General features: G+C 66.2%; 17 protein-coding genes. 7 read left to right on the forward strand and 10 right to left on the reverse strand.

What is annotated here, in order from left to right; translation table 11 throughout:
- Nucleotides 1-21: 21 nt before the first annotated feature.
- Together PQI23_RS05910 and PQI23_RS05915 are read left to right on the forward strand one after the other, a co-directional pair.
- Nucleotides 22-1,335 carry an LPXTG cell wall anchor domain-containing protein gene (locus tag PQI23_RS05910; protein WP_339972493.1) on the forward strand — a complete coding sequence of 438 codons (1,314 nt, stop codon included), beginning with the start codon at nt 22-24 and terminating at the stop codon, nt 1,333-1,335.
- A 154-nt stretch (nt 1,336-1,489) separates the two neighbouring features.
- Complete coding sequence (locus tag PQI23_RS05915; protein ID WP_339972495.1) at nt 1,490-2,329, forward strand: M23 family metallopeptidase; 840 nt, start codon at nt 1,490-1,492, stop codon at nt 2,327-2,329.
- On the opposite strand, the gene trpD is transcribed toward PQI23_RS05915, so the two are convergent.
- The gene (gene trpD, locus PQI23_RS05920) at nt 2,326-3,417 is read right to left on the reverse strand and encodes an anthranilate phosphoribosyltransferase (protein ID WP_339972497.1); all 1,092 of its coding nucleotides are present in this window, start codon (nt 3,415-3,417) and stop codon (nt 2,326-2,328) included. The genes PQI23_RS05915 and trpD overlap by 4 nt on opposite strands.
- Nucleotides 3,418-3,612: 195 nt before the next feature.
- Between trpD and ctaE the strand changes: the two genes are divergently transcribed.
- From ctaE to qcrB, 4 genes are read left to right on the forward strand one after another with little or no spacing between them, the layout of a single operon-like run.
- On the forward strand, nt 3,613-4,227 hold the full coding sequence (gene ctaE / locus PQI23_RS05925) for an aa3-type cytochrome oxidase subunit III (protein WP_339972500.1): 615 nt from the start codon (nt 3,613-3,615) through the stop codon (nt 4,225-4,227).
- A 20-nt stretch (nt 4,228-4,247) separates the two neighbouring features.
- Nucleotides 4,248-5,057 (forward strand): cytochrome bc1 complex diheme cytochrome c subunit, encoded by an 810-nt coding sequence (gene qcrC / locus PQI23_RS05930; RefSeq protein ID WP_339972502.1) that lies wholly within the window; start codon nt 4,248-4,250, stop codon nt 5,055-5,057.
- Nucleotides 5,058-5,103: 46 nt separating this feature from the next.
- Complete coding sequence (gene qcrA / locus PQI23_RS05935; RefSeq protein WP_339972504.1) at nt 5,104-6,219, forward strand: cytochrome bc1 complex Rieske iron-sulfur subunit; 1,116 nt, start codon at nt 5,104-5,106, stop codon at nt 6,217-6,219.
- A complete protein-coding gene (gene qcrB / locus PQI23_RS05940) occupies nt 6,216-7,844 on the forward strand; it encodes a cytochrome bc1 complex cytochrome b subunit (protein WP_339972506.1) in 1,629 nt (542 codons plus the stop codon). Before qcrA ends, qcrB begins: the two co-directional genes overlap by 4 nt.
- A 788-nt stretch (nt 7,845-8,632) precedes the next feature.
- Here qcrB and PQI23_RS05945 read toward each other — a convergent pair.
- From PQI23_RS05945 to PQI23_RS05970, 6 genes are all read right to left on the reverse strand, one after another.
- Nucleotides 8,633-9,094 (reverse strand): TetR/AcrR family transcriptional regulator, encoded by a 462-nt coding sequence (locus PQI23_RS05945; protein ID WP_339972508.1) that lies wholly within the window; start codon nt 9,092-9,094, stop codon nt 8,633-8,635.
- A gap of 2 nt (nt 9,095-9,096) precedes the next feature.
- Nucleotides 9,097-9,540 carry a GNAT family N-acetyltransferase gene (locus PQI23_RS05950; RefSeq protein ID WP_339972510.1) on the reverse strand — a complete coding sequence of 148 codons (444 nt, stop codon included), beginning with the start codon at nt 9,538-9,540 and terminating at the stop codon, nt 9,097-9,099.
- A 13-nt stretch (nt 9,541-9,553) separates the two neighbouring features.
- On the reverse strand, nt 9,554-9,976 hold the full coding sequence (ctaF, locus tag PQI23_RS05955) for an aa3-type cytochrome oxidase subunit IV (protein WP_339972512.1): 423 nt from the start codon (nt 9,974-9,976) through the stop codon (nt 9,554-9,556).
- 18 nt (nt 9,977-9,994) lie between these two features.
- Nucleotides 9,995-11,638 (reverse strand): aa3-type cytochrome oxidase subunit I, encoded by a 1,644-nt coding sequence (gene ctaD / locus PQI23_RS05960; RefSeq protein WP_339972513.1) that lies wholly within the window; start codon nt 11,636-11,638, stop codon nt 9,995-9,997.
- A gap of 17 nt (nt 11,639-11,655) precedes the next feature.
- Nucleotides 11,656-12,504 (reverse strand): aa3-type cytochrome oxidase subunit II, encoded by an 849-nt coding sequence (gene ctaC / locus PQI23_RS05965; RefSeq protein WP_339972515.1) that lies wholly within the window; start codon nt 12,502-12,504, stop codon nt 11,656-11,658.
- Between the two features lie 163 nt (nt 12,505-12,667).
- Nucleotides 12,668-13,045, reverse strand: a complete 378-nt coding sequence (locus PQI23_RS05970) for a HesB/IscA family protein (protein ID WP_339972517.1) — start codon at nt 13,043-13,045, stop codon at nt 12,668-12,670.
- Nucleotides 13,046-13,193: 148 nt separating this feature from the next.
- Between PQI23_RS05970 and PQI23_RS05975 the strand changes: the two genes are divergently transcribed.
- Nucleotides 13,194-13,763 carry a DUF3043 domain-containing protein gene (locus PQI23_RS05975; RefSeq protein WP_339972519.1) on the forward strand — a complete coding sequence of 190 codons (570 nt, stop codon included), beginning with the start codon at nt 13,194-13,196 and terminating at the stop codon, nt 13,761-13,763.
- Here PQI23_RS05975 and PQI23_RS05980 read toward each other — a convergent pair.
- From PQI23_RS05980 to hisD, 3 genes are read right to left on the reverse strand one after another with little or no spacing between them, the layout of a single operon-like run.
- Nucleotides 13,760-14,821: a quinone-dependent dihydroorotate dehydrogenase gene (locus tag PQI23_RS05980; protein ID WP_339972521.1), complete on the reverse strand. Its 1,062-nt coding sequence runs from the start codon at nt 14,819-14,821 to the stop codon at nt 13,760-13,762. The genes PQI23_RS05975 and PQI23_RS05980 overlap by 4 nt on opposite strands.
- Nucleotides 14,822-14,826: 5 nt before the next feature.
- On the reverse strand, nt 14,827-15,321 hold the full coding sequence (nrdR, locus tag PQI23_RS05985; RefSeq protein WP_339972523.1) for a transcriptional regulator NrdR: 495 nt from the start codon (nt 15,319-15,321) through the stop codon (nt 14,827-14,829).
- Nucleotides 15,321-16,640, reverse strand: coding sequence for a histidinol dehydrogenase (gene hisD / locus PQI23_RS05990; protein WP_339972751.1), 1,320 nt, complete (start codon nt 16,638-16,640; stop codon nt 15,321-15,323). Before hisD ends, nrdR begins: the two co-directional genes overlap by 1 nt.
- Nucleotides 16,641-16,679 lie beyond the last annotated feature (39 nt).

Raw genomic sequence — 16,679 nt, forward strand, 5'->3', positions numbered from 1 at the left:
TCCACAACCAGAAAGAGCACCATGATCTCTCGACCCGCCCTCCGTCGCGGTCTGCCGGCAGCGCTCCTTGCAGCACTCCTGGGAGCAGTCCCGCTCAGTGCGACGAGCGCGGCCGCCGCTCCCGCAGACGCGAGCATCGCCGGGAGCGTCACCGAGGCCGATGCACCGGTCGGCCGTGTAGAAGTATCCGCGTACCGGTGGGATGACGAGGAGAGCGCGTACGTCTTCGAACAGGAGACGGAGACAGCATCGGACGGCACATGGTCGCTCGATTTCCTCCCCGACGGCGAGTACACCCTGCAATACGACACGTCGGTCTCGAATGCCCGGTTCGCCCTCGGGGAGTCCCTCGGGGGAAACCCCTCGTACACCGATGACTCCCCGATCTTCGAGATCGCGGACGGCGCGAGCAGTGCCGCCCCGTTCGCCGAGCATGAACTCGAACGATGGGGAGGGGAGGTGACCCTGTCGGTGACGGAGGACGAGACCACCCTCATCGATCTCGATGACGCGGTGGCTCGACTGCAGGGCATCGACCTGAGCGGGGCGCCTGTCGAGTCGCAGCGGGAGTACGCGAACGAGTCGGGAGCGATCACGATCTCCCGTGTGCCCGCAGGCGGATATGTGCCATGGGTCGCCGCGCGAGGCGAGGCGGCCTCGCCCGCGTCGACGGACACCCTCGTCTTCCCCGGCAGCTCGACCGATCTCGGCGCGCTCCCCCTCGGCACCGCACCGGAGGATGCATTCACGGCCGGCGCTCCGACGCTGACGGGCGAGGCGCGCGCGGGCGAAACCCTGACGGTGGTCGATCCCGACATCGCTCCGGATCCGGAGAGCATCTCCCACCGATGGAGCAGCGGCGACGTTCCGCTCGAGGAGACGAGCGCGACGCTCGAGCTCACCGATGCGCTCGTCGGTGAGCCCGCGACGGCCTGGGTCTTCGCGCACCGGGCCGGAACTGCGCCGTTCATCGCCATGGCGGTCTCCGACCCCGTCGCAGCCGCGATCGACGACGCCGACCCGAACAGCGATGCCGACGCGGAGGCCGGTGCCGGAGCGGACGCTTCGGGTTCGAGTACCGCAGGTGGTGCGGGGGCCGACGCAACGGACTCGAGCTCGGCGGATGCATCGGGAACGGCGGGTGCTGAGAGCGACGCCTCGTCGAACGCGGGTTCCTCGGCCGGAGCGGACGGCGGCGATGGAAGCGGCGCCGGCGACGGCTCGCTGCCGATCACCGGAGCCGGAATCGCAGGAATCGTCGCGCTCGGCGCGGCACTGCTCGCGGCTGGCGCGATCCTCGTCCTCCGACGGCGAGCACGGCTCGGCAGCAACTGACGCAGACGGGGCGCGACGTCGACGACGGCGCGCCCCGCTTCGCGCATCTCGCTGGCGCGCGCCGGTGACAGCGAGTACTCTGGCCCCTATGCCCGAGCGGGGAGACTCGCCCCAGCTCCCCCGGCCCAGCTCCCCCTTCCCGACGAAAGACCGTATGACCACTTCCGTACGCGCGCCCGCCGACGCGATCGACGCCCCCGCCGCCGATCGACTCGACGGCGAGGAGTACGTCATCGGGCCTCGCGTGGTGCACGTGCCCGATGCTGAGCGCCTGCACCGAGCTGCGCCTCGCGCGACGCGTCCGTGGTTCGCTCGGGGCGCCGCAGCCGCGAGCGTGTGCGCGCTCGTCGCAACGCTCGCCCTCCCGCTGGTGCAGCAGCCGGGCTCGACGGACGTCGCCGCGGCGGAGCAGCGGCTCTTCTCAGAGGTGTCGGTCGACGACCTCCCGTCATCGCTCGCCGAGATCGACGTCGTCGACACCGATGCCCCCTCCGCGGTCGGATACACGTATCGCGCACGTTCCGTCGTCAACTATCCGTTCGCGGCTCCGGTGGCACTCACTGATCCGTTCGGGTATCGCACCGCTCCGGTCGAGCAGTTCCACGACGCCCAGGATTTCGCTGCGGCGGCGGGAACCGAGATCCTCGCGATTGCCGACGGGATCGTCTCCGAAGCCGGCGAGGCCACAGACGGCTGCGGTTTCGCCCTCACGATCGATCACGAGATCGATGACTCCGAGGTCACGAGCAGGTACTGCCATATGCAAACCGATTCTCACGCCTGGGAGGTCGGGGATCGCATCGCGATGGGCGACCTGGTCGGCCGCGTCGGATCGACGGGGATCTCGTTCGGCGCGCATCTCCACCTCGCCATCCGGGTGGATGACACTCCAGTGGATCCGATGCCGTTCCTCGCGAAGTACTACCGCACGGATCGCACCGAGCCGATTTCCGACGGGAACGCCGATCCAGCGGAGGAGAACGCGGCGGACTAAGCGCCGGCGCCGGTGGCAGAGGTGTTACCGGCAGCTGCGGAGGACGTCGCTCGAGCCCAGGCGCCGAGCTTCGCAGCCGCACGCCCCGAATCGATCGCCTCCGCGGCGACGTCGAGCTTCTCGGCGAGGCGTTCGAGCAGTGCGCGCTCAGCGGACTCCGGCCGCTGCGCGAGATCGAACGCGACGAGACCGGCAGCCGCGTTGAGCAGCACGATGTCGCGGATCGGCCCGGTCTCTCCCGACAGCACCCGGTGCACGACCTCGGCGTTCTCGTCGGGAGTGCCACCGACCAGGTCGCTGATCTGCGCCCGCGGCAGACCGAGGTCGCGGGGATCGATGTCGTGCTCCGTCAGACCACCGCGACTCACCTCCCAGAGTCGCGAGTGCCCCGTGGTGGTCAACTCGTCGAGACCGTCGTCCCCGCGGAACACGAGCGCCGAAGCGCCGCGCAACCGGAACACTCCGACGAAGATCGGAACCCGATCGATATCGGCGACACCGACGGCCGACGCCTCGGGTCGCACCGGGTTGCAGAGCGGACCCAGAAAGTTGAAGACCGTCGGGATCCCGAGATCCTTCCGCGCATCGGCGACATGGCGGAAGCCCGGCAGGAAACGAGCGGCGTGCACGAACGCGATGCCCGATTCGTCGAACGCGCGCGTGAGCTGCGGCCCGTCGAGAGCCAGGTCGATTCCGAGCGCCGTGAGCACATCGGACGAGCCCGACAGACTGCTCGCGGCCTTGTTCCCGTGCTTCACGACCGGGGCGCCCGCCGCAGCAGCGGTGATGGACGCCATGGTGGAGATGTTGACCGTGCCGAAACGATCGCCTCCGGTGCCGACGATGTCGAGCGACATCGCGGGCAGCTCCAATGGGAGGGCTTCCGCGAGTATGGCGTCTCGAAAGCCGATGACCTCGTCCACCGTGACGCCCTTGGATCGCAGCGCCACGAGGAACGCCCCGATCTGAGCCCCACTCGCCTCACCCGTCATGAAACGCGACATCGCCCACTCGGCTTGCGAGACGCTCAGGTCCTCGCCTTCCAGCAGCGCGGTGAGTACGGTCGGCCAGGTCCGTTCGTCGATCATGGATCGATTCTATCGAGCCGCGAAAACGGCATGATCACGCCACTTCATCGGATGAACCTCGCCGCGAGCGTGCGCTCCTCAGGAGCGCGAAGACGGTAGGCTACGGGGGAAGGATGCAGAAAGTTCGGCTCGCCGTGTCCGGGTGAAAATGCACACCTGACTTTCAGCCATAATGGAAGGGTGACAACGACCACTATGAATACCAAGTCAGCCGTGCCCGCGGTGAAGCGACCGAATCTCGTCGCCGTGGGTACGATCGTGTGGCTCGGCAGCGAGGTCATGTTCTTCGCGGGCCTGTTCGCGATCTACTTCACGCTGCGCGCCATGAACCCCGAACTGTGGGCTGAGCAGACCGAGAAGCACAACTTCACGTTCGCGCTGATCAACACGCTCATTCTGGTCGCGTCGTCCTTCACCGCTCAGGCAGGCGTCTTCGCCGCCGAACGCATGCAGCCGCGCGCCACCGGCCCGAGCCCGAAGAACTGGGGAACCGTCGAGTGGTTCTACCTCACCTTCTTCATGGGTGCGATCTTCGTCGCGGGCCAGGCGTACGAGTACGCGACGTTCGTCTCCGAGGGCATCACGCTGGCCTCCGACCCGTACGGGTCGGCGTTCTACATGACCACCGGCTTCCACGGCATCCACGTCTCCCTGGGTCTCGTCGCCTTCCTGCTGGTCATCGGCCGCATCTACGCCGTCAAGAACTTCACGCACAAGGAAGAGACGACCGCAGTCGTCGTGTCGTACTACTGGCACTTCGTCGACGTCGTGTGGATCATCCTCTTCATCGTCATCTACGTCCTCAAGTAGGGTCAGGAGCAATCGACATCATGGCTCGCGCCAAGAAGAATCTTCGCAAGTCCGGCCGCAGGCATCCGCTCGCGACGGCCGCACTCGTCGCCGTGGGACTGCTCGTGACCGGTGCAGCGTACGCCGGCTTCAGCCAGACATCGGCGACCGCAGAGGTCGACCTCACCTCCCCCGCCACGATCGAGGCGGGCGAGAAGCTGTTCGGTGCCAACTGCGCAACCTGCCACGGAGCGGCAGCCGAGGGCACGCCCGACGGCCCCACGCTCATCGGTGTCGGCGCTGCGTCGGTCAACTTCCAGGTGGGCACGGGCCGCATGCCCCTCGCCTTCCAGGGACCGCAGGGCATGGTGAAGCCCCAGCAGTTCACCGAAGAGCAGACGCTGCAGATGGCGGCGTACGTCGCCTCGCTGGCCCCGGGGCCCGCGCTCCCCGAGACGCAGTACCTGCAGGCAGACAGCGATGACGAGGGTGTGGCGAACGGCGCCGAGCTCTTCCGCATCAACTGCGCCATGTGCCACAACGTCGCAGCCGCAGGTGGTGCGCTCACCGAGGGCAAGTTCGCTCCGAAGTTGACCGGAGTCGCGCCGACGCACATCTACGAAGCGATGATCACGGGGCCGCAGAACATGCCGGTGTTCAACGATGCGAACATCTCGCCGCAGGACAAGGCCGACATCATCTCGTACCTCAAGTACATCGAGAACCAGCCCGCCGTCGGCGGCATCACCCTCGGGTCCATCGGCCCGGTGGCGGAAGGTCTGTTCATCTGGGTGATCGGCCTGGGAGCCGTCATCGGCCTCACCGTGTGGGTCACCGCGAAGTCGAACTAGTCGACGACGCGTCACAGTTTTCATGAGTCAGGAGTCAAGGAGCAACATGGCAGAGGAAGCGAAGAACAACGGCGGCGATCACGCCGCCGTCGTTGCCGCCGGCCACGGCTCGGTCGAGGCAGCCGCGGGCACTGCGGTCATTCCGTCCGATGCCGTGCAGAATCCGGGCCTTCCCCCGCACCGCAAGCGCGTGACGGATCTCGATCCGAAGAAGGACAAGAGCGCCGAACGCACGGTGTACAGCCTCTTCTACCTCTCGATCGCGGGCAGCCTCGGCGCCGTGCTCGCCTACATGTTCTTCCCGATCGAAACGGGAGAACTGCTGGCGATCCGACTGCACACGATGTTCGTCGGTCTCGGCATGGCACTCGCCCTGCTGGCCGTGGGCATCGGTGCCGTCCACTGGGGCAAGGCCATCATGGCGGATCACGAGTCCATCGATTACCGCCACCCCGTCGCGAGCGACGTGCCGACCCGCGAGGCGTCGGCCGAGGTCTTCAAGCTCGCCGACGAAGAGTCGGGCTTCTCCCGTCGTTCGCTCGTGCGCAACAGCCTCATCGGCGCGTTGATCGCCTTCCCCCTCCCCGGGATCACGCTGCTGCGCGGTCTCGGGCCGCAGGACCGCGACCCGGTCGAGCTTGCGCACCACACGATGTGGGCGGAAGGCGTTCGCCTCGCTCGCGATCCCTCCGGTGTTCCGATCAAGGCGAGCGAAGTCACCATCGGCTCGGCGTTCCACGTGATCCCCGAGACGCTGAATCACGAGGACTTCGAGAAGATGACGCTCGATGAGCGCGGCGGCAGCGTCCACCTCCTCGACGCGAAAGCGAAGGCGATCGTGCTCCTCATGCGTCTCAATCAGGAGGATCTCCGCGAGCTTCCCGAGCGCAAGGACTGGTCGTACGACGGCATTGTCGCGTACTCGAAGGTCTGCACCCACGTCGGCTGCCCCGTCGCCCTGTACGAGCAGCACACGCACCATCTCCTCTGCCCCTGCCACCAGTCGCAGTTCGACGTCTCCGAGCACGCGAAGGTGATCTTCGGCCCGGCGAAGCGGCCGCTCCCCCAGCTGCCCATCACCGTCGACGACGAGGGCTACCTCATCGCCCAGAGCGATTTCCATGAACCCGTCGGCCCGAGCTTTTGGGAGCGCCTCAAGTGAGCAGCACTGTCACCGAAACCCCCGCGTCGAGCCAGCAGGCTCAGAGCGGCTCGAGCCGCTTCACGGCTGCAGCCGCGAACTACCTCGACGAGCGCACCAAGATCGGTGTCGCGGTCAAGGAATTCGGCCGCAAGGTCTTCCCCGACCACTGGTCGTTCCTCCTCGGCGAGGTCGCACTCTACAGCTTCGTGGTCATCCTCCTGTCGGGTACCTTCCTGACGCTCTTCTTCCAGGCGTCGATGGTGGAAACCCATTACACGGGTCCCTACGTTCCCATGAAGGGCGTCGAGATGTCCGTGGCCATGGCCTCGACTCTCGACATCTCGTTCTCAGTGCGCGGTGGCCTGCTCATGCGGCACGTGCATCACTGGGCTGCGCTGCTCTTCGTCGCCTCCATCGGCTTGCACATGCTGCGCATCTTCTTCACCGGCGCGTTCCGCAAGCCGCGTGAGCTGAACTGGGTGATCGGGTTCGTACTCTTCATCCTGGCCATGGCAGAGGGTTTCACCGGCTACTCGCTCCCCGACGACGTGCTCTCGGGCAACGGTCTGCGCATCATCGATGGCATCATCAAGGCCATTCCGGTCATCGGCACGTACCTGTCGTTCTTCTTCTTCGGCGGGGAGTTCCCGGGCACCGCGATCGTCGGGCGCCTGTACATGCTCCACATCATGGTGCTGCCGGCACTGGTGATCCTGTTCATCGCACTGCACCTCGCCTTCGTGGTGATCCACAAGCACACGCAGTACCCCGGGCCGGGCAAGACGCAGCAGAACGTGGTCGGCTTCCCCGTGCTGCCGGTATACGCTGCGAAGGCCGGTGGCTTCTTCTTCATCGTGTTCGGCGTGATCGTACTGATCGCCTCGCTCGTCGGCATCAACCCGATCTGGAACTACGGCCCGTACGACCCGTCGCCTGTCTCCGCCGGTACTCAGCCGGACTGGTACATCGGCTTCGCCGACGGCATGCTTCGTCTGATTCCGCCGGGGCTCGAAACGGAATGGTTCGGATACACCTGGTCGTGGAACATGCTTCTGCCGCTCGGGATCATCGGGATCTTCATCGTGCTCGTGATGGTCTACCCCTTCATCGAAGCCTGGGTGACCGGCGACAAGCGCGAGCACCACATTCTCGATCGCCCGCGCAATGCCCCCACCCGTACCGCGATCGGTGCGGCCGGTGTGACGTTCTACGCAGTGATGTGGGCGGGCGCGAGCTCCGACCTCATGGCGACGCACTTCCAGCTCTCCATGGAAGGTGTGATCCACGGACTCCAAGCCCTCCTGATCCTCGGCCCGATCTTCGCCTACCAGGTGACGAAGCGCATCTGCATCGCACTGCAGAAGAAGGATCGTTCCATCGCACTGCACGGGTACGAGTCCGGTCGCATCGTGCGCATGCCCGGCGGCGAATTCATCGAGGTGCACAAGCCGCTCGACGAGTACGAGTCGTGGCAGCTCGTCAGCTACCACGACTACGCACCGCTGATGCTCCGCCCGAATGACGACGGTCGCATCCCCTTCTCGAAGCGACTGCGTGCGGGCTTCAGCCGCTGGTTCTTCGAAGACCGCATCGTTCCGCCGACTCAGGGCGAGATCGAGAAGGGGCACCACGAGGGTCACTGACCTTCGTAGGACTCAGCAGAGGACGAGCCTCTGAGCGCACCCCGGGTGTTGCACTGGACATCAGTGCAACACCCGGGGTTTCTCGTTGTCGGCGCAGTCGCATGCGCCGTGATCGCACGTCTGCGCACGCGCGGTTCTCGCGCGCATAGTGCACGCGTGCGCAAGATCGCACCTGCGTGACACTGCACCTGTGCCAATGCGCCTGTGTAGAGGAGCGCTGGCGTATGCCGTGTGTGCCTAGCGCCGGCCGAATCTGTCTGCGCCGCCCGACCGCAAGCCCCAGCACAGCTCGACACCGACTGACCCGCCGTAGCGCGCCGGCCTGATTCCGACGGACGTGGGCTCGACAATCCGTCTCGCTTCGCCGACAATCCTCTCCCCTACGAATGGTCAGCGATGCACGGTATGCGCGGCTCGACGTCTGGGACGAGCAATTTCCAGCGGTCGCGTCTCTTCGCACAAACCCCTCACCTGCACTGTCAGGCGAGCGTGCGCGAGCACGCTCACGTCGAGGTGAGCAGGTCGCGTCGTGGTGAGCGATTCGAGTCGTGGAACGTAACTCGCCCCTAGACGAACTACTCACCCCCGCATCGTGAAGGCTGCGGCGATCCAGGCGCGGCATCGCGGCCGCGCTCTCGCTCGGCGTGCTGCCAACCAGCGCGGAAGCGAAGATCGGTCGCTGGCCCGGGGCGGCGCGGGCGCTATCGCGCCAAGCCGGCATCGCGGCTGCAGCAGAACGCACGAGACCGCCCTATGCCGATGGGACGCGAACCTTGAATGTGAAACACCTAATTACGCGCGATCGCGTGCTCGAGCATGGCAACGCCGGAGGCGCCGTATGTCGCCGCGAAGTCAGAATCTCCGTAAGCGTCCCGAAAACCGGCGAGAAGTGGGAGTAGGTCCGCGGCGAGCTGCGGCGAGCAGACTGCGGCCAGAGCTTGCAGCAGCGTGCGCTGCGCATCGGCCGCCAGGCCCTCGAGCGCCCCACTGCGCACGCGGGAAAGTTCGACAGGTCCCGCGGCGAGCCGGGCTGACAGAACGATCTGCACAGCAGCGGCGCAGACCTCGAGAAAGAGCTCCTGCTTGTTGGAGAAGTTGGCATACACGTGCGGTTGCGGCACGCCCGCGCGAGCTGCAATGGCCGCGGTGGACGCTCCATGAAAGCCGAAGAGGCCGAACTCACAGAGTCCGGCCTCAAGCAGGCGTTCACGATTCTCGCCGGGCCTTCTCCGAGCACGACGTCCGGTCATGATTACCCGAGTGCGAGAATCTTGCGGTAGTGCTCTCCGACGGCCTCGAAACCACGATGGTTGTAGAACGAGCCGAACCGAGCGGTCGAGGCGGAGAGCTGACGCACGCCGCGACCCATGCAGTAGTGCTCATTCGCCTGCATCAGTCGATCTCCGACACCGTGACCGCGAGCGGCCTCATCGACGACGATCTCCTGCAGGTGAGCGGTCAGGCCCGGTGCATGCAGCAGACGAGAGACGGTCATCAGCGAGTAGCCCACGACCGCGTCGTCGAGCTCCGCGATGAAGAGGACGTTCGTCTCTTGATCGCGGTGCCGCAACACGTTGTCGTACGCCACGGAGAACTCATCGCGACCGATGGGCTCTCTCCCCGTAGTGAACTGGCGTGCCAGCCCGAAGACTGCCGCGTCGTCGTCGCTGCGACCGCGTCGAATGATGATGCCCACTCCGCGCCTTCCCCTACCGCGCGAAGTTTCCGCGGTAGTACTCGTACACCCAGCCGACCACCGCGACGATCACGACCGGAAGCGACAGGAACGACAGCCAGAAGTTGAAGCCGACGCACAGGCCCAGAACGACCAGTGACGCGCCGAACGCCAGCACGATCGGCCACCAGCTCCACGGGCTGAACTCGCCGAGCTCCGGATCGCCGTCGTCGATGTCGGAATCGTCGCGATCCTCGACGAGTACACCGCCCTGCTTGCGCTGCACGAGCATCAAGTAGGAGGCGATGAAGCCGGTCAGCCCGCCCGACAGCAGAATAGCGGTCGACCCGGCCCACTCAGGGTACCCGTGGGCGAGCATGTTCCAGACCGTGTACACCGTGGCCAGCACCACGAGGTAGACCGTGAGGATCCAGAAGATGACGATATTGGATTTCATAACTCGTTACTCCTCAGCTCACTGCTTCTCAGCGAGCTCGCGCTCGGTTTGACGCAACGGTTGCTCGACGCCGCTGATCTCCGGATGGTTGAGATCGAAGGCCGGCGACTCCGAGCGGATCCGAGGGATCGAGGTGAAGTTATGACGCGGCGGCGGGCAGGAGGTCGCCCACTCGAGCGAACGGCCGTAACCCCACGGATCGTCGACGGTGACCTTCGGGGCGCGCCGAGCGGTGATGTACACGTTCAGCAGGAACGGGATCATCGATGCACCGAGGATCATCGCGCCGACCGTGGAGAGCTGATTGCCCCACGTCACGCCATCGGACGGCAGATAGGTGTAGTAGCGACGCGGCATCGCCATGACGCCGAGCCAGTGCTGCACGAGGAAGGTGGTGTGGAAGCCGATGAAGAGCACCCAGAAGTGGATCTTGCCGAGACGCTCGTCGAGCAGCTTTCCGGTCCACTTCGGCCACCAGAAGTAGAAGCCCGCGAACATCGCGAACACGACCGTTCCGAACACCACGTAGTGGAAGTGCGCGACGACGAAGTACGTATCGGAGAGATGGAAGTCGAGCGCCGGCGACGCGAGAATCACACCGGTCAGGCCGCCGAAGACGAACGTCACGAGGAAGCCGATCGACCACAGCATCGGAGTCTCGAACGTGATCGACCCGCGCCACATCGTTCCGAGCCAGTTGAAGATCTTCACGCCGGTCGGAACCGCGATGAGCATCGTCATCAGGGCGAAGAACGGGAGCAGCACCGATCCGGTGACGTACATGTGGTGCGCCCACACCGTCATCGACAGAGCCGCGATCGCGATCGTCGCGTAGATCAGTGTCTTGTACCCGAAGATGGGCTTGCGGCTGAAGACCGGGAAGATCTCCGACACGATTCCGAAGAACGGCAGCGCGATGATGTAGACCTCGGGATGGCCGAAGAACCAGAAGAGATGCTGCCACAGGATGGCGCCGCCCTCTCCGTTGTAGATCTGCCCTCCGAAGATGCGATCCGCGGCGAGGCCGAACATCGCTGCTGCGAGCACGGGGAACACGAGGAGCACCAGGATCGACGTGATCAGGGTGTTCCAGGTGAAGACCGACATGCGCCACATCGTCATGCCCGGCGCGCGCATCGTGATGATCGTCGTGATGAAGTTCACGCCGCCCATGATTGTGCCGAATCCGGAGACGCCGAGACCGAGCACCCAGAGGTTGCCGCCCACGCCCGGCGAATACGTCATGTCGGAGAGCGGAGCGTACGCGAACCAGCCGAAGGACGCGGCGCCCTGCGGCGTGAGGAATCCGCCGACGGCGATGAGCGACCCGAAGGTGTACAGCCAGAATGCGAAAGCGTTGAGCCGCGGGAACGCGACGTCGGGAGCACCGATCTGGAGCGGCATGATGACATTGGCGAACCCCGCGAACAGCGGGGTGGCGAACATCAGCAGCATGATCGTGCCGTGCATGGTGAACAGCTGGTTGTACTGCTCCTTGGTGGCTACGACCTCGAGACCGGGAGCGAACAGCTGCGCACGGATTACGAGGGCCATAAGACCGCCGACCAGGAACCACACGAAGGAGCTGATCAGATACATGTATCCGATCACCTTGTGGTCCGTGGACGTCAGCCACGAGACAATGACATTGCCCTTCTTCATCTTCTTGCTATCCCTCGTTACTCGTTCTGAGCCTTCGCCTGGTCACCCTCGAAGTGATCCTGGTTCGGGTTGTACTCCTCGGGCACCTGGCCGGTGTTGCCGGCCTCGCGGAGCGATTCGATGTATGCGTCGTACTCGTCCTGCTCGACGACCTTGACCTCGAACAGCATCATGGAGTGGTACTCGCCGCAGAGCTCGGCGCACTTGCCCATGAAGGTTCCGGTCTTGGTCGGGGTGAAGCTCATGTAGTTCGTCTGACCCGGGATCATGTCCTTCTTGTAGAGGAACTCCACGACCCAGAAGGAGTGGATGACGTCGCGGGTCTCGAGTCGGATCTCGGTCGTCTTGTCGACGGGCAGGTACAGCACCGGCATGGTCTCGGCCTGCGGGTCGCCCGCGTCGTCGGTCTGCACCTGAACGCCCTGGAAGTACACGTCCTCATCGACGTAGTTGAAGTCCCAGGACCAGCGCTTGCCGACGACCTCGACGACGTTCTCGGGATTGTCGTAGCGCGCCTCGATCTTGCTCTGCTCCTGCGCGGTGAAGGCGAAGAAGCCGATCACGAGGATCACGGGGACGACGGTGAAGAACGTCTCGATCGGCATGTTGTACCGCAGCTGAACCGGGAGCCCGGTCTGGCCCTTGCGGCGACGGTAGGCGATGGTCGCCCAGATGATGAGGCCCCACGTGATCACGCCGACCGCGAGCAGTACGATCCAGGAGGTCACCCACAGGCCGGTGATCCCGTCCGTGTGGTTCGTAGCACCTTCCGAGCCGGCGGGAAGGAATCCCCGCTGCTGCTCGGGGGTGCAGCCCGCCAGGATCAGCGCTGCGGAGAGCGCCACCGGGGCCGCGACCCATTTCATTCGACGATTGGAACGCACCGCATACCTTTCGAAAACGTTGTTTCGCCGCACGCATGCGAACGAAGCTGATGACTCCCTGACAGCTTAGCGCGAACGGGACCGTTCCCCGAACCACCGGCGGGTGTCGCGCAGATCGTTCGGGGAGGGCGCTGCGCGGCTGGACTCAGCTGAAGCTGTCGCCGCAGGCGCAGCTCCCCTGAGCGTTGGGATTGTCGATGGTGAACCCCTGCTTCTGAATCGTGTCCTCGAAGTCGATGGTCGCCCCGTTCAGGTACGGAATGCTCATCATGTCGACGACGACGCCGACGCCGTCGAAGTCGACGACCGCATCGTTCTCGAGTTCGCGCTCGTCGAAGAAGAGCTGGTAGATCAGTCCGGAGCAGCCTCCGGGCTGCACCGCGATGCGCAGACGGAGATCGTCTCGCCCCTCCTGCGCCAGCAGACTGCGCACCTTCTCGCGCGCCGCCTCGCTCAGCCGGACGCCGTGGGCCGGCTCCGCTGCGACCGAAGTGCCCTCGGGTGCGATCGTGTCGGTGCTCATACGTAACTCCTCGCTCACGTCGTGATCGTTCCGGGCCAGTCTACCGCCCGGGCGCGACGGGAACTCGACGGAAGTCGCGGTACGCTAGAGGTCTTCGGCGAACGCCGGGCAAGGTGGCGCGGTACGCGCTCGGAACGGGAGGATCTGCGTGGCTCAGAAGGGCGCTGCGAACGGGCAGGGTGCAACGGACGGCAGCGACGCCGTCGTCGGAAAGGGGCGCCCGACGCCGTCGCGCAGACAGGCTGAGGCAGCCAACGCTCGTCCGATCGTCGGGTCGCGCGACAAGGCCGCGATCAAAGAGCAGCGCCGCCAGCAGGCCGAGATGCGCGAGCGTGCGCGCGTCGGCATGATGCAGGGCGATGAGCGCTTCCTCGGACCTCGTGACCGCGGCCCGCAGCGCCGGTTCGTGCGCGATTACGTCGATGCCCGCTGGAACGTCGGCGAGATGCTCATCCCGATGATGCTCGTCGTGCTCGTGATGACCTTCATCCCCGGCACTGTGCAGGTCATCAGCCTGTTCGTGATCTGGGCCTTCGTCGGCCTCGCCGTGCTCGACGCGGTGTTCCTGGGCATGCGGCTGAAGCGGAAGCTCGCGGAGAAGTTCGGCGAGGATCGCGTGCAGCCCGGGTACCGCTGGTACGCGGCGATGCGCGCTTTCCAGTTCCGGCCGCTTCGCGCGCCCAAGGCCGTGGTGAAGCGCGGGGCATTCCCCGGCTAGCGACGCGCGCTCGGTGCGCCGCTCCCCCGATATCCGGCTCGCTTCAAGCCGCGGTTGATGCCGCGCGCCCACAGCGGGCCGGTGTAGATGAAGGCCGTGTACCCCTGGACGAGTGTGGCGCCGGCGCGCAGTCGCTCGAGCACATCGAACGCACTCTCCACTCCGCCGACCGAGATCACGCAGAAGTCGGGATCCGGCTCGGCTGCCCGAATGCGGCGCAGTACTTCGAGCGACCGGTCTCGAAGCGGTTCGCCCGAGAGGCCCCCGGCTCCGATCCTCGCGATCTCCTCGTCGGGAGCGTTCAGCCCGTCTCGGGAGACCGTCGTGTTCGTGGCGATGATCCCGTCGAGTCCGAGCTTCTTCGCGAGCGCGACGATTCCGTCGATCTGCTCGTCCCCCATGTCCGGAGCGATCTTCACGAGCAGCGGCGTGGCACCGGCGGCTTCGTGCACCGCGGCGAGCAGCGGCTCGAGCATGTCGAGCTCCTGCAAGCCCCGCAGCCCGGGCGTGTTCGGCGAACTGACGTTCACCGCCAGGTAGTCGGCGAGCGGGGCGAGACGCTCTGTGCTCCACACGTAGTCGGCGACGGCGTCCTCGACCTCGGTGACGCGGCTCTTACCGATGTTGACGCCGATGATCGGACGGTGACGGCGCAGGCGCGCTCGCTCGATGCGCGGGACCGCAGCTGCGGATCCACCGTTGTTGAACCCCATCCGGTTCACGAGACCGCGGTCGTCCACGAGCCGGAACATCCGGGGCTTGGGATTGCCCTCCTGCGCGTGGCGGGTCAGCGTGCCGACTTCGACGTGGCCGAAACCGATGGCTCCCAGGCCCGCGATGGCGGTGGCGTTCTTGTCGAAGCCGGCGGCGAGCCCGAAGGGGCTCGGGAAGGTCGTTCCGAGGGCTCGCACGCGGAGCGCGGGGTCGGCTCCGCAGAACCGACGCACGAGGCCGCCCGCGAGCGGCGTCGCCTGGATGACGCGGAACGCCCAGTGGTGCGCGGTTTCGGGGTCCATGCGTCGCAGCACGGTTCTGAAGAGAATCGGGTACCAGCGCATCGCGGTCACTCCCCCTGGTCGGCGTCGCGGCGGGCACCGTCTGCTGCGGGCTCGCTCGGATGTGTGCGGAGCTCTTCGATCGCAGCGTCGAAATCGGCGAGCGATTCGAAGGCCTGGTAGACGCTCGCGAATCGCAGATAGGCCACCTCGTCGAGCTTGCGGAGGTGCGGCAGGATCGCCAAGCCGATCTCATTGGCATCGAACTGGGCGATACCACTGGATCGCACCGATTCCTCGACCTGCTGCGCGAGCACGGCGAGATCGGCTTCGGTGACGGGGCGTCCCTGGCACGCCTTGCGCACTCCGCTCATGACTTTCTCACGGCTGAACGGCTCGACCACGCCCGATCGCTTGATCACCGTGAGGCTGGCGGTCTCCGTAGTCGTGAACCGCCGGCCGCACTCGGGGCACTGGCGTCGGCGGCGGATCGAGAGCCCATCGTCGGCGGTGCGCGAGTCGATGACGCGGGAGTCGGGGTGTCGGCAGAATGGGCAGTGCATCAGCCGCGATCCTCTCCGCTCGCGAACCGTGCGCTGACGGCATCGGCGTGCGCGGGCAGACCCTCGGCCTCCGCGAGCGCGCGGAGCGGGGCGGCGAGACCCTGGAGCGCGTCGCGGTCGTACGTGATGACCTGCTGCGGCCGCAGGAACGTGTGGGCGCCGAGCCCCGACGCGAAGCGTGCGGTGCCGCCCGTGGGAAGCACGTGGTTCGAACCTGCGAGATAGTCGCCCAGGCTCACCGGCGTGTACCCGCCGAGGAAGATGGCGCCGGCATCGGTGATGTCGGCGAGCACCGTCTCGTCCTCGCGCGTCTGGATCTCGAGATGCTCGGGCCCGTACGCGTTGCTCACGAGGGCGGCGGCACGCAGGTCGTCGACGAGCACGATCGCCGACTGCGGCCCGGAGAGGGCCTGGGCCACGCGCTCGTCATGGCGCGTCTCGGCGGAGCGCGATGCGAGCTCCTGCTGCACGAGCTGCGCGAACTCCTCGGAGTCTGTGACGAGAATCGACGCCGCCGCCTCGTCGTGCTCGGCCTGGCTGATCAGATCGGCGGCGACGAACCCCGGGTGCGCGGATGCATCCGCGATGATGAGGATCTCCGTCGTGCCGGCTTCGGCGTCGATGCCGACGACACCGGTGACGACGCGCTTCGCCGCAGCGACGTAGACGTTTCCCGGACCCGTGACGACGTCGACCGGATCGAGGCCGATCTCAGGAACACCGTGGGCGAACGCGGCGACGGCCCCGGCGCCCCCGATGGCGTACACCTCGGTGATTCCGCAGAGCGCCGCGGCCCAGAGCACCGCGGGATGCGGCAGGCCGGAATTGTCGGGCTGCGCGGGAGAGGCGAGCGCAAGACCCGGGACACCCGCGGTCTGGGCGGCGACCGCGTTCATCACGACAGAAGAGGGATACGCGGCCTTCCCGCCGGGCGCGTACAGGCCGACCCGGCTCACCGGTTGCCAGCGCTGACGAATGATCGCTCCGTCGCCGAATCGCGTGACCCGGCTCTCCGGAACCTGCGCCGCGGAGCCTCGCCGCAACCGCTCGATGAGCTCGCGGAGCGCTGCTTCGACCTGCGGCGGGCAGCTCTGCAGCGCACCAGAGACGCTTTCACTCGGAACGCGCAGCAGATGGCCCTCGACTCCATCGAACTCACGGGCCTGATCGCGCAGCGCCGCTTCGCCGCGCTCGGCCACATCGGCGATGAGCGGTCGCACCCGCTCGACCGCGATCTCTGCGCTCACGGCAGCGCGCGGCACCAGCTGGAGCAGTTCGTTTCGGGAGAGCGCTCGGCCCCGGAGATCGATCGTTCGCATCACCCGACCAGTCTACTGAGACGGCGCGGGGCCGATGAC

Origin of the sequence: Leucobacter sp. USCH14, assembly GCF_037619215.1 — a bacterium.
In the GTDB taxonomy this organism is placed as follows: Bacteria; Actinomycetota; Actinomycetes; order Actinomycetales; family Microbacteriaceae; genus Leucobacter.

Bases quoted from the DNA above. Each gene is read 5' to 3' on its own strand.
- ctaE (WP_339972500.1), top strand. From the start codon at position 3,613: ATGAATACCAAGTCAGCCGTGCCCGCGGTGAAGCGACCGAATCTCGTC.
- ctaC (WP_339972515.1), bottom strand. From the start codon at position 12,504: ATGAAATGGGTCGCGGCCCCGGTGGCGCTCTCCGCAGCGCTGATCCTG.
- nrdR (WP_339972523.1), bottom strand. From the start codon at position 15,321: ATGCACTGCCCATTCTGCCGACACCCCGACTCCCGCGTCATCGACTCG.
- trpD (WP_339972497.1), bottom strand. From the start codon at position 3,417: ATGATCGACGAACGGACCTGGCCGACCGTACTCACCGCGCTGCTGGAA.
- qcrC (WP_339972502.1), top strand. From the start codon at position 4,248: ATGGCTCGCGCCAAGAAGAATCTTCGCAAGTCCGGCCGCAGGCATCCG.
- PQI23_RS05945 (WP_339972508.1), bottom strand. From the start codon at position 9,094: ATGACCGGACGTCGTGCTCGGAGAAGGCCCGGCGAGAATCGTGAACGC.
- PQI23_RS05980 (WP_339972521.1), bottom strand. From the start codon at position 14,821: ATGCGCTGGTACCCGATTCTCTTCAGAACCGTGCTGCGACGCATGGAC.
- ctaD (WP_339972513.1), bottom strand. From the start codon at position 11,638: ATGAAGAAGGGCAATGTCATTGTCTCGTGGCTGACGTCCACGGACCAC.
- ctaF (WP_339972512.1), bottom strand. From the start codon at position 9,976: ATGAAATCCAATATCGTCATCTTCTGGATCCTCACGGTCTACCTCGTG.
- qcrA (WP_339972504.1), top strand. From the start codon at position 5,104: ATGGCAGAGGAAGCGAAGAACAACGGCGGCGATCACGCCGCCGTCGTT.
- PQI23_RS05915 (WP_339972495.1), top strand. From the start codon at position 1,490: ATGACCACTTCCGTACGCGCGCCCGCCGACGCGATCGACGCCCCCGCC.
- PQI23_RS05970 (WP_339972517.1), bottom strand. From the start codon at position 13,045: ATGAGCACCGACACGATCGCACCCGAGGGCACTTCGGTCGCAGCGGAG.
- PQI23_RS05910 (WP_339972493.1), top strand. From the start codon at position 22: ATGATCTCTCGACCCGCCCTCCGTCGCGGTCTGCCGGCAGCGCTCCTT.
- hisD (WP_339972751.1), bottom strand. From the start codon at position 16,640: ATGCGAACGATCGATCTCCGGGGCCGAGCGCTCTCCCGAAACGAACTG.